This is a genomic window from Mycetocola sp. CAN_C7 (assembly GCF_015752285.1).
Lineage (GTDB): Bacteria > Actinomycetota > Actinomycetes > Actinomycetales > Microbacteriaceae > Mycetocola_A.
The window spans coordinates 584,091-596,201 of record NZ_JADOUY010000001.1; the positions used below are offsets into that span (position 1 = coordinate 584,091).

Annotated in this window: 10 protein-coding genes and 2 tRNA genes; 1 reads left to right on the forward strand and 11 read right to left on the reverse strand. The window is 61.9% G+C overall.

The window, feature by feature from the left end:
* Positions 1 to 33: 33 nt before the first annotated feature.
* The 11 genes from IWX78_RS02810 to dnaA form a co-directional block, all read right to left on the reverse strand.
* Positions 34 to 453, reverse strand: coding sequence for an NUDIX hydrolase (locus IWX78_RS02810; protein WP_196831852.1), 420 nt, complete (start codon positions 451 to 453; stop codon positions 34 to 36).
* 153 nt (positions 454 to 606) lie between these two features.
* Positions 607 to 679, reverse strand: a tRNA-Ala gene (locus IWX78_RS02815).
* Positions 680 to 714: 35 nt separating this feature from the next.
* A tRNA-Ile gene (locus IWX78_RS02820) sits at positions 715 to 788 on the reverse strand.
* A 77-nt stretch (positions 789 to 865) separates the two neighbouring features.
* Complete coding sequence (locus IWX78_RS02825) at positions 866 to 1,270, reverse strand: DUF3566 domain-containing protein (RefSeq protein ID WP_196831853.1); 405 nt, start codon at positions 1,268 to 1,270, stop codon at positions 866 to 868.
* 2 nt (positions 1,271 to 1,272) lie between these two features.
* Positions 1,273 to 3,834: a DNA gyrase subunit A gene (gyrA, locus tag IWX78_RS02830; RefSeq protein ID WP_334684537.1), complete on the reverse strand. Its 2,562-nt coding sequence runs from the start codon at positions 3,832 to 3,834 to the stop codon at positions 1,273 to 1,275.
* 37 nt (positions 3,835 to 3,871) lie between these two features.
* Positions 3,872 to 5,878 (reverse strand): DNA topoisomerase (ATP-hydrolyzing) subunit B, encoded by a 2,007-nt coding sequence (gyrB, locus tag IWX78_RS02835; protein WP_196831855.1) that lies wholly within the window; start codon positions 5,876 to 5,878, stop codon positions 3,872 to 3,874.
* Positions 5,879 to 6,000: 122 nt separating this feature from the next.
* Complete coding sequence (locus tag IWX78_RS02840; RefSeq protein WP_196831856.1) at positions 6,001 to 6,507, reverse strand: DUF721 domain-containing protein; 507 nt, start codon at positions 6,505 to 6,507, stop codon at positions 6,001 to 6,003.
* Complete coding sequence (gene recF / locus IWX78_RS02845) at positions 6,500 to 7,678, reverse strand: DNA replication/repair protein RecF (RefSeq protein WP_196831857.1); 1,179 nt, start codon at positions 7,676 to 7,678, stop codon at positions 6,500 to 6,502. The genes IWX78_RS02840 and recF overlap by 8 nt, the downstream gene beginning before the upstream one ends.
* A gap of 34 nt (positions 7,679 to 7,712) precedes the next feature.
* Positions 7,713 to 8,603: a phosphogluconate dehydrogenase (NAD(+)-dependent, decarboxylating) gene (gene gnd / locus IWX78_RS02850; protein ID WP_196831858.1), complete on the reverse strand. Its 891-nt coding sequence runs from the start codon at positions 8,601 to 8,603 to the stop codon at positions 7,713 to 7,715.
* Between the two features lie 44 nt (positions 8,604 to 8,647).
* The gene (dnaN, locus tag IWX78_RS02855) at positions 8,648 to 9,796 is read right to left on the reverse strand and encodes a DNA polymerase III subunit beta (RefSeq protein WP_196831859.1); all 1,149 of its coding nucleotides are present in this window, start codon (positions 9,794 to 9,796) and stop codon (positions 8,648 to 8,650) included.
* Between the two features lie 403 nt (positions 9,797 to 10,199).
* A complete protein-coding gene (dnaA, locus tag IWX78_RS02860) occupies positions 10,200 to 11,645 on the reverse strand; it encodes a chromosomal replication initiator protein DnaA (protein ID WP_442929200.1) in 1,446 nt (481 codons plus the stop codon).
* Between the two features lie 321 nt (positions 11,646 to 11,966).
* Between dnaA and rpmH the strand changes: the two genes are divergently transcribed.
* Positions 11,967 to 12,104, forward strand: coding sequence for a 50S ribosomal protein L34 (gene rpmH, locus IWX78_RS02865; protein ID WP_010204566.1), 138 nt, complete (start codon positions 11,967 to 11,969; stop codon positions 12,102 to 12,104).
* Positions 12,105 to 12,111: the final 7 nt, after the last annotated feature.

Here is a 12,111-nt window from a genome sequence, read left to right on the forward strand (position 1 = left end):
GGCCGGTCCCTCAGGGGCCGGCCATTCGTGTACTCACAGCTCGAGCATGCCCAGTGCGATGTCGACGAGAGAGACCCGTTTGAGCGTGGGAACCTCGCTCAGCGGATGCCACGCGGCCAGGTCGGTCGACCCGTCGAGCTCGTAGGTCAGCTCGCCGTCGGTGACATGGGCTCGGTAGATGATCCGCAACCCGTGAAGTGGCTGGGTGGCGCCTGGTGTGATGCGGTTCTCGGGCTGGGCCACGAAGGAGTCGATGCCGAGCAGGCCGTCGAGCTCGGCGATGTACCCGGTCTCCTCGCGGATCTCGCGCACCGCGGCATCCGCCGGGTGCTCACCGGGGTCGATACCGCCACCAGGCAGCGTCCAGCCGTTGTGGCGGCCCTCGCGCCAGTGGGCGAGCAGGATCCTGTCACCGTCGATGATCACGCCGTACGAGGCCACACGAATGTCCATGCGCCCAGAGTACCCATCGCCGGCGTGCTGACTCGATCGATCGGGCCGTGGGGGAACGGCGACAGTTCGTGGCACATCGGCCGGATTCGCCACGGTCGATCCGGCTCTACGCAAAACACCCTCCGCGACGGCGGAGGGTGTCTGGTCGAACTGTGGAGCCTAGGGGAATCGAACCCCTGACCTCCTGCTTGCAAAGCAGGCGCTCTACCAATTGAGCTAAGGCCCCGATTACCGGAAAACCGTGTCTAAACGTCTCCCGAGTGGGGATACCAGGACTTGAACCTGGGACCTCTTCGTTATCAGCGAAGCGCTCTAACCGCCTGAGCTATATCCCCGTTTGGGCAGATTAGAGACTACCTGAGATCTGCCGTTTTCTATAATCGGGCGGGCTCCGGACCCCGCCCGATCACGCTCAGTTGTTCGTGAAGCCGACCAGTAGTCCGCCGGTGATCTTCACGCTCAGGTTGTACAGCGCGGCGCACAGCGCCCCGAGTGCTGTGACGACGATGAGGTTGAGGATCGCAACCACGACAGCGAAACCCATGACCCGGCCGAGGTTGAAGATCGCGAGCAGGTCGTTGCCGACGCCTGCGACATCCTTGTACAGGTTGTTGACCTGGTCGAAGATGTTCGTCTGGTCGAGAACCGTGTAGACGAGGAAGAAGAAGACGATCGTGACGACAGCCAGGGCGATGGCGATGAGGAACGACAGCTTCACGGCCGACCAGAAGTCGATGTAGACCAACTTGAGCCTGACCTGCTTGGTCGAGCTCCGTTTCGTCGACTTCTTTGCCAGCTTCTCGGCAACGCTACTCATACTTATACTTCCTTCTCAGCTTCGCCGACGGGCGCTGCAGATTCTTCAACGACGAGGACTTCCACTGATTCTGCTTCGGCGGAAACGAGATTGCGGTCACTGTTCCTGGCCAGGGCGATAATGCGGTCCTCGTCTGCAAATCGAGCGAAAACGACTCCCATGGTGTCCCTGCCCTTGGCGGGAACTTCGGCCACCGCAGACCTTACCACTTTGCCGCTGGCAAGAACCACAAGCACCTCATCGTCTTCACTCACGATGAGCGCACCAGCCAGATCGCCGCGATCCTCGTTGTACTTGCCGACCTTGATGCCGAGTCCACCGCGGTTCTGCAGGCGGTACTGTTCGACGGCGGTGCGCTTCGCGTAGCCACCTTCTGTAGCGATGAAGACGTATGCCTCCGCCTCGGGATCCGCCGGAAGGACCGACGCCGAGAGAAGCTCATCGCCGTCTCGGAAGTTCATGCCGATCACACCGGAGGTCGAGCGTCCCATCGGCCGCAACGTCTCGTCGTTGGCCGTGAAGCGAATCGACATTCCGAGCCGCGATACGAGGAAGATGTCACTGTCGTCCTCGACGAGAAGCGCACCGACGAGTTCGTCACCGTCACGCAGGTTGATCGCGATGATGCCACCGGTTCGGTTGGTGTCGTACTCGCTCAGCGCGGTCTTCTTGGCGAGACCGTTCCGGGTGGCGAGCACGAGGTACGTGGCCGCCTGGTAGTCACGGATGTCGAGGATCTCGGCGATCTTCTCGTCCGGCTGCATCGCGAGCAGGTTGGCGACGTGCTGGCCCTTCGCATCGCGGCCGGCCTCCTGCACCTCGTACGCCTTGGCGCGATACACGCGGCCCTTGTTCGTGAAGAACAGCAGCCAGTGGTGAGTGGTGGTGACGAAGAAGTGGTCGACGACGTCGTCAGCTCGGAGCTGGGCGCCCTTGACTCCCTTGCCACCACGGTGCTGCTGACGGTAATTGTCGCTGCGTGTGCGCTTGATATAGCCGCCACGGGTGACAGAGATAACCATCTCTTCTTCAGGGATGAGGTCTTCGACGCTCATGTCTCCGTCGTAGCCGAACATGATCTCGGTGCGTCGGTCGTCGCCGAATCGGTCCACGATTTCGGTGAGCTCGTCGCTGACGATCGTGCGCTGGCGCTCCGGGCTCGCGAGGATCGCCTTGAACTCGGTGATCTCGCGTTCGATCTCGTCGTGCTCGTCGATGATCTTCTGGCGCTCGAGGGCCGCAAGACGGCGCAACTGCATCTCGAGGATGGCGCGGGCCTGCAACTCATCGATCTCGAGCAGTTCGATCAGTCCGTCACGTGCATCCTCGACGGTCTTCGACCGGCGAATGAGCGCGATCACCTCGTCGAGCATGTCGAGTGCCTTGAGATAGCCGCGGAGGATGTGCGCGCGCTCCTCCGCCTTCATCAGGCGGTGCTTGGTGCGCCGGATGATGACGTCGATCTGGTGGGCCACCCAGGCGGTGATGAACCCGTCGAGCGCGAGGGTGCGCGGAATGCCGTCGACGATCGCGAGCATGTTCGCGCCGAAGTTCTCCTGCAACTGGGTGTGCTTGTAGAGGTTGTTGAGAACGACCTTGGCCACCGCATCACGCTTGAGCACGATGACGAGGCGCTGGCCGGTGCGGCCAGATGTCTCGTCACGGATGTCGGCGATGCCCGAGATCTTGCCGTCCTTGACCATGTCGGCGATCTTCACCGCGAGGTTGTCGGGGTTGACCTGGTACGGAAGCTCAGTGACGACGAGGCAGGTTCGACCCTGGATCTCCTCGACACTGACGACTGCGCGCATGGTGATCGAGCCGCGACCTGTGCGGTAGGCGTCGTGGATGCCCTTCACACCGAGGATCTGAGCTCCGGTCGGGAAGTCGGGTCCCTTGACGCGCTGCATGAGGGCGTCGAGGAGCTCTTCCCGAGTGGCATCCGGGTTTGCGAGATGCCACAGCGCGCCGGCGGATACCTCGCGGAGGTTGTGTGGCGGGATGTTCGTTGCCATACCGACCGCGATACCGACCGACCCGTTGACGAGGAGGTTCGGGAACCGGGCGGGCAGCACGGCGGGTTCCTGCGTGCGCCCGTCGTAGTTGTCCTGGAACGGGACGGTGTCTTCGTCGATGTCACGGACCATCTCCATGGCCAGCGGCGACATCTTTGTCTCGGTGTACCGCGGGGCTGCTGCTCCGTCGTTTCCTGGGGAACCGAAGTTGCCCTGGCCGAGAGCAAGCGGGTAGCGCAGGCTCCACGGCTGGACGAGACGCACGAGGGCGTCGTAGATGGCCGAGTCACCGTGGGGGTGGAACTGTCCCATGACGTCGCCGACCACACGGGCGCACTTCGAGAACGCCTTGTCCGGGCGGTACCCACCGTCGTACATCGCGTAGATGACGCGGCGGTGCACCGGCTTCATGCCGTCGCGCACCTCGGGGAGGGCACGACCGACGATGACGCTCATCGCATAGTCGAGGTACGACCTCTGCATTTCGAGCTGCAGGTCGACCTGGCTGATCCGGCCGTGGACGCCGTGGTCCTCCGGCGGATCCACCACGATGTCTTCTGCGCCTTCGGGGGTGGTGGTGTCGTCGTTAGATGTCAAGGAACCGCACGTCCTTCGCGTTCTTTTGGATGAAGTTACGGCGCGACTCGACGTCCTCGCCCATCAGGGTGGAAAAGATCTCGTCGGCCGATGCAGCGTCGTCGAGGTTGACCTGCATCAGCGTGCGCGACTCGGGGGCCATCGTGGTCTCCCACAGCTCCTTGTAGTCCATCTCGCCGAGGCCCTTGTACCGCTGGATGCCGTTGTCTTTCGGGATGCGACGACCAGCCGCGATCCCGGCAGCAAGCTGAGCGTCGCGCTCCGCGTCGCTGTAGACGTATTCGTGCTCGGCGTTGGTCCACTTGAGCTTGAACAGCGGCGGCTGCGCGAGGTAGACGTAACCGAACTCGATGAGCGGACGCATGTACCGGAACAGGAGCGTCAGCAGCAGGGTGGTGATGTGCTGGCCGTCGACGTCGGCATCCGCCATCAGAACGATCTTGTGGTAACGCGCCTTCTCGGGGTTGAAGTCTTCGCCGATGCCGGCGCCGAACGCCGTGATCATCGCCTGGACCTCCGCATTGCCGAGCGCGCGGTCGAGCCGCGCCTTCTCGACGTTGAGGATCTTTCCGCGGAGCGGAAGGATCGCCTGAGTCTCGGGGTTGCGACCCTGAACGGCCGATCCGCCGGCGGAGTCACCCTCGACGATGAAGATCTCGGAGAGCGACGGGTCCTTCGACTGGCAGTCCTTGAGCTTGCCAGGCATGCCGCCACCCTCGAGGAGTCCCTTGCGGCGCGCCGTCTCGCGGGCCTTGCGGGCCGCGAGCCTGGCGGTTGCTGCCTGGAAAGCCTTGCGGATGATCTCCTTGGCCTGGGCGGGGTTGCGACCGAACCAGTCACCGAGCTGGTCGCCGACGACCTTCTGCACGAACGCCTTGGCCTCGGTGTTGCCGAGCTTGGTCTTGGTCTGACCCTCGAACTGCGGCTCGGTGAGCTTTACCGAGATGACGGCGGTCAGACCCTCACGCACGTCATCACCGGAGAGGTTGTCGTCCTTCTCCTTGAGCAGGCCCTTCTCTCGGGCGTACTTGTTGACGAGTGTCGTCAGTGCGGCGCGGAATCCTTCTTCGTGGGTTCCACCCTCATGAGTGTTGATCGTGTTCGCGTAGGTGTGCACACTTTCGGTGTATGCCGTCGTCCACTGCATGGCGACTTCGAGGGCGATCTTGCGGTTGTCGTCCTCAGTCTCGAACGAGATGATCTCGTCGTTGACCAGGTCGGCCTTGCGCGCGTGGTTGAGGTACTCGACGTAGTCGACGAGTCCGCGCTCGTACAGAAAGACGTTCGACTGCTGCACGAGCTCGGGCTCGAGGCCGTCCTTCGACGGTGCTTCGACGAGGTGGTCGGGGCGCTCGTCGTGGAGCGCGATCCGCAGACCCTTGTTCAGGAACGCCATCTGTTGGAAGCGGGTGCGCAGGGTGTCGTAATCCATCTCGACGGTCTCGAAGATGTCAGCACTCGGCCAGAACGTGATCGTTGTTCCGGTCTCGTCTGAATCCTCATCCTGCGAAAGCGGCGCCTCGGCGACTCCGTCGTGGAAGGTGGCGCGCCACACAGAACCCTGGCGGCGGACCTCGACGTCCAGGCGGCTCGAGAGGGCGTTCACAACGGAGCTACCGACCCCGTGGAGACCACCGGAGACCGCGTATCCGCCGCCGCCGAACTTTCCACCGGCGTGAAGAATGGTGAGAACGACCTCGACGGTCGACTTACCCTCTGCAGGGTGCATGTCGACGGGGATGCCCCGCCCGTTGTCGACGACGCGGACGGCGCCGTCGGCGAGGATCGTCACCTCGATGTTGTCGCAGTAACCGGCGAGGGCCTCATCAACAGCGTTGTCGACGATCTCGTAGACCAGGTGATGCAGACCGCGCGGACCAGTGGAACCGATGTACATTCCTGGACGTTTGCGTACGGCTTCGAGACCTTCGAGAACCTGAATCTGGCTTGCGCCGTAGTCGCTGTTATCCGCGGACCTGTTCGGTTCTGATGACATATGAAATTAGGCTCCAAACCGTGTTCGTACTCGACATGTAATTCTATCAAGAACGAGACGGCTTCGGTGGCGATATGCCCGTCTGAGCCACTTTTATCGCAGGGGCGACCACAAATGTCTGGCTAACCGTAGGTATCGCGCACGCCACGCCCCTGAACCGATCTGGGGCCCCGTTTGAAGGTTGGGACGTTGGGTCCCAGAAAACGGATGCTCTCAATGCCGGCTTCCGGGTACCTCACCGCGATGTGCGTCATGATGTCGACACGCATCAACCTGAGTTGTGTCGCCCAGGCGGTCGATTCGCACTGCACGGTGAGTACACCGTTCTCGATTCCGACCGGTGACGAGTGATTGGCGGTCTCTTCGCCGGCGAGTTCCGTCCAGTTCGAGACGAGCTCGGACTGGGCGAGCGGCGAGTCCCAGCCGAGCTGGCTGGTCAGCGCTCCGAGCACATCGCCGACTCCTTTCGGATCACGACCGAGACCGAACGGGACACTCTCAGCTGCATCCGTTTTGCGACTGCGTTTGGAACGCGCGTAGTGCTTGTGGCCGCCGAAGAGTTCTTTGAAACGCACATAGACCCGCGCGGACTCACTGCCCCGATCGGAGTCGGCGTCCGGCTCAGCCATGAGCGATCTCCTCAACGGATTCGAGTATTCGTCCCGCCGAAATGTGCACGGTGTGTGCCGTGAGGGCGCCGGGGACATCGTCGAGAACGGCCGCGGTGATGAGCACCTGCTCGTAACCGGCGACAGCCGCTGCGAGTCGGGCGCGGCGATTGAGGTCGAGCTCGGCGAACACGTCATCGAGGATGAGAACGGGATCTCCGGTGTTGGAATCACGTCGAAGGAGTTCGGCAGACGCGAGCTTCAACGCGAGGGCGAACGACCAGGTTTCACCGTGACTGGCGTATCCCTTCACCGGGAGGCTGTTGAGTTCGAAGAGGATGTCGTCGCGGTGCGGGCCGACCAGGGTGAGTCCACGCTCGAGTTCGCTCTTGCGCTGGAGCGCGAGAGCCGCACGAAACCGGTCGGCCGTTCCCCCGGTCGTCACACCCGCAACGTCATCACCCGGCGGCGATGACTCGAGTTCGGCATCGACACCGTCGATCGACAGCAACGGGGTCAGTGACGGACCGTGGTCATCGCCGACGACCGAGGCGTAGGCATCCCGGATCGGCTGTTTGAGAGCCTCGACCAGCGACACACGTTCGTCGATGATCTCGGAACCGAGCGACACAAGTTTGTCGTCCCAGATCTCGAGGGTGGTGAGCTGGTTCGGTTTGAGACCGGATGCCCGGGCCGATTTGAGCAGGGAATTGCGTTGTTTGAGAGTGCGCTCGTAGTCGCCGAGCACCCCGCCGAGCCGGGGAGTGTGCAGGATCAGCAGCTGGTCGACGAAGCGTCGGCGCGCAGACGGATCACCGCGAACGATTCCGAGATCCTCGGGAGCGAAGAGCACACTCGAGAAGTAGCGCGGTAGTTCACGCGGTTTGATCTGCCCGCGGTTGACCTGGGCCCGGTTTGAGCCGGTGCGGTTGATCTGGACCTCGGCGAGGAGGTCGCGACCGTTGTGTTGGAGTCGTGCCCGGATGATCGCGGCATCCTCTCCTGCCCGGATCAGGGCAGAATCGGTCGACACGCGGTGCGAGCCGAGTGTCGAGAGATAGCAGAGCGCCTCGACGAGGTTCGTCTTGCCCTGGCCGTTGCGACCGACGAAGAGATTGGCCCCCGGCTCCATCGCCACGTCAGCGACCGCGTAATTGCGGTAATTGCTGAGGTTGAGGTGGGTGACGATCACCCGAGAAGCCTACCGAGCGCGGCTGACAACAGGGTCAGTCGTCTGCCTTCTTCACGGAGTGACCACCGAACTGGTTGCGCAGCGCAGCCACAGCCTTCATCGCTGGGGAATCATCCTGCCGAGAGACGAAGCGAGCGAAGATGGATGCCGAGATCGTCGGGACAGGAACGGCATTCGCGACGGCTTCTTCGATCGTCCATCGACCTTCACCGGAATCCTCGACGTAGCCCTCGATCTCAGACAGGTCATCATCTTCGTCGAGCGCGCGGACGAGGAGTTCGAGGAGCCAGGAGCGCACGACGGTCCCGCGCTGCCAGGCTTTGAAGGTTCCCGGGACGTCGCGGATGATGTCTTCGCGCTTCTCGAGCAGCTCGAATCCCTCGGCATAGGCCTGCATGAGGGCGTATTCGATGCCGTTGTGCACCATCTTGGCGTAGTGGCCCGCGCCGACTTCGCCGACGTGGACGAATCCTTCTTCGCGCGGACCTTCAGGACGCAGGGCATCGAAGACCGGCATCACACGTTCTACCTGCTCGGCCGATCCGCCGACCATGAGGCCGTATCCGTTCTCGAGACCCCAGACTCCGCCTGAGACGCCGGCGTCGATGTAGTCGATGCCCTTCGCGGCGAGCAACTCGGCGTGCTTGAAGTCCTCGGTGAACCGGCTGTTGCCGCCCTCGATAATGAGGTCACCGGCTTCAAGTCGTTCGTTGAGGTCGGCCACAACGCCATCGGTGATCTGACCGGAAGGCACCATCACCCAGATCGTCCGGGGCGACGGCAGGGCGGCGACGAGTTCGTCGAGAGACGCAACATCGGTGACATCCGGGTTGCGATCGAAACCGGTGACCTCGATGCCGGCATTGCGAAGCCGGGTTCGCATGTTGCCGCCCATTTTGCCGAGTCCGATGAGGCCGATGTGCATGCGAGAGTCCTTCGTGGGTGGGGAAAGCGGGCGGCTGGCCCTGGTTAGCGGAGGAGAAGGTTCGGCTGCAGCAGGTATTTGAAGCTGTCGGCTCCCGGCTGATCCTTGGAGGACTGGCTGGTGATCAGCATCGGGCCTGGCTTGTTGGTGTTCTCCGACTTGGTGAACGAGAATCGCACGTATTCGCTTCGCACGGCGGTGAGCCCGTCGATGAGGAACTGCGGTTTGAGGCTCAGGACGATGTCGTCGCCGGTGAGCAGTGCGTCGATCGCTTCGGATGCCTGCGCCTGCTCGGATCCGACGGCCTCCATGGTGAGCCCGTCGATGGTGAATGTGAACCGCAGGGCAGCCTCACGCTCGAGCACGAGCGACACGCGACGAACAGCCTCGATGAGCTCAGCGGTGTTGATGACCGCGTAGTTCTCGCTCGTGTCGGGGAACAGGCGGCGCACCGGAGGAAACGAACCCTTGATCAGCAGCGAGGTGACGGTCTTCTTGTCAGCGGTGAACGCAATGAGTTCGCGATCGTCTTTGCTCGTGAATGCGACCGAGATCGTGGACGAATGTCCGAAGGTCTTGCCGACCTCCTGGAGCGTGCGAGCCGGGACGAGGGCGACGAGCTGATCCGGGGCGGTATTGTCGCCGTTGTCCCAGTCGATCTCACGGACGGCTACCCGGTAACGGTCAGTTGCGACGAGGCTGAGCCGGTTGTCAGTGACCTCCAGCTGAACGCCGGTGATGACCGGAGTGACATCATCACGTGAAGCGGCGACGGCGACCTGTGCGACGGCCGCAGCGAAATCTTCGCCAGGCACCAGGCCGGTTTCGCCGGAGATCTGGGGAATACTCGGATATTCCTCAACCGGCATCGAGAGCAGCGTGAAGTTCGCTGACCCGCATGACACGACGATGCGGTTCTCGTTTGTTGTGAACTGGACAGGAGCGTTCGGCAGCCGGCTCGCGATGTCGGCGAGAAGTCGACCCGAGACGAGCACGGTCCCGGCCTCGTCTACCTGGGCGCTGATCTGCGTCTGCGCAGAAACCTCGTAGTCGAAGCTCGAGAGTGTGAGTCCTTCACTGGTGGCTTCGATCAGCACTCCGCTGAGGATCGGGAGAGTGGTTCTCTGGGGCAACAGCTTCACCGCGAATGAGACTGCTTCACTGAAGACATCGCGATTGACGCTAAACCGCACGGTGGATCCCCTGTCGTTCAAGGTACGAGTGGTTCCCCATGTTAGTCGGGTCGAGGAAGCACTGTCATTCACGTCGTGCACGGCGACCGAGCCGCAGCGAGAAGGTTGTCGACTGGAGAGAGAGTTAAAGAATCGTTAAAGGTCTTAACCGTTGTGGAAACTGTGGATAACTTCCGACACGCAAGCAAACGTATGGGAACTACACCGGTGGGAGTTGTTGGCGGCGTGTGTAATCCGTCGCGACAACATCCCATGCGATTACTGGCATCCGAGGCCATTGCCCACAAGCGTCGAGGCTGAGTTCACAGACTCGCCCGAGTTTTCCGAAGAGTTTCCACAGGGTTATCCACATTGTGTACGACGCCTCAGTTTTCCACTGGTCAGCGCCGGGAATTCACCGGAATCAGCGCGTGAAGCGGTGCCCTTGCTTGATGCGGCTGGTGAGCTCGGTGACCTGGTTGTAGATGGATCGCCGTTCCTGCATGAGGTCGGAAATCTTCTTATTGGCGTACATCACCGTCGTGTGATCGCGGTTTCCGAACAGCTGACCGATTTTCGGCAGCGACAGATTGGTGAGCTCCCGGCAGAGGTACATCGCAATCTGCCTGGCTGTTGCGATCGCCTGGGAGCGGCTGGAGCCGTAGAGGTCGTCGACGCTGAGCTTGAAGTAAGCAGCCGTGATGTTGATGATGTCGACCGGGGAGATGACGTTGTCGTCGTCGAGGGTGATGAGGTCCTTGAGAACGGTCTGCACCAGGTTCATGTCGACCGGGGTGCGGTTGAGGCTCGCGAATGCGGTGACCCGGATGAGGGTTCCCTCGAGTTCGCGGATGTTGCTCGACACTTTCGATGCGATGAACTCAAGCACTTCATCGGGGATCTGCAGCTTCTCGCTCTGGGCTTTCTTGCGGAGGATAGCGATGCGGGTCTCGAGGTCAGGTACCTGGACATCGGTGATGAGGCCCCACTCGAAGCGGGATCGCATGCGGTCCTCGAAGCCGGTGAGGGCCTTCGGAGGAAGGTCGCTTGTGATGGCCACCTGTTTGTTGTGATCGTGCAGTGTGTTGAAGGTGTGGAAGAACGCTTCCTGGGTCTCTGCTTTGCCCTGCAGGAACTGGATGTCGTCGATGAGAAGGATGTCGATGTCGCGATAGCGGGCCTGGAACACCGAACCGCGGTTATTGGCGATCGAGTTGATGAAGTCGTTGGTGAACTCCTCGCTACTGACGTAGCGGACGCGGATGCCCGGGTACAGGCTCATCGCGTAGTGACCGATGGCGTGGAGGAGGTGGGTCTTACCCAGCCCGGAGTCACCGTAGATGAAGAGCGGGTTGTATGCCTTGGCGGGGGCTTCGGCAACAGCGACCGCTGCCGCGTGGGAGAACCGATTCGACTGGCCGATGACGAAGTTGTCGAACGAGTACTTGGAGTTCAGCCGGGTGTCGTTCTGCCGTGCCGGAAGCGCGGTGTCGGTCATCGACATGTGCGACGGAGCGTTGTTGACGTAACTCGGCTGCTCCTGGCTGATCGGTGCCTGTGGGAGAGGTTCGTACTCTTCGTCGATGATCTCGGGGTTGACCACGACGGCGAAGGTGGAAGCTCCGTGCGATTCCTGGAGGGTGCTGATCGCCTTCAGCAGGGGAGCACGCATCCGCATGTTGAGCTGCCCGGCTGTGAACTCGTTCGGCACCTCGAGGTAGAAGGTGCCGGCCATGATGCCCTTGGGGACGACGAGGTTGAGGAACCCGTGCAGGGGTGGTGTGATGCGCTCGTCGGTAGCGAGCTCATCGAGCACGGTCTGCCACGTCTGCGTGATTGACTCTTGCTCGTTTGCCATAGTTCCCCACATAAAAGTTATTCACAGAGTTATCCACGGATGCTCTCACAACAGCGGATCCATTGGGAACCAGGGAGGTGAGGCTGGGGATAACTGATCCCTCACGCTAGCCAATCGGACGCGAGGCCCCAAATTAACCGCGAAAATCCGCCCGCGTGTCAGTGCGGGCTTCCCTGATAAACCTGTGGATAATCGGTCGTTTGCCCGGTTTCGGTTTGACCAGCAGCCGTTGAGGCCGTAGGTTAAATCAGTTGACTTCTGCCTTCGGGCACCAATCTTTCCCCTGCTATGCACAACGCCGCAGTGGAGATTCCAAACGTGGAGTAAGTGATTATGAGCAAGAGAACCTTCCAGCCGAACAACCGTCGTCGCGCCAAGGTGCACGGTTTCCGTCTGCGCATGCGTACCCGCGCCGGCCGCGCCATCCTCGGCGCCCGCCGTCGCAAGGGCCGTACCGAACTCTCCGCGTAGCATCCTC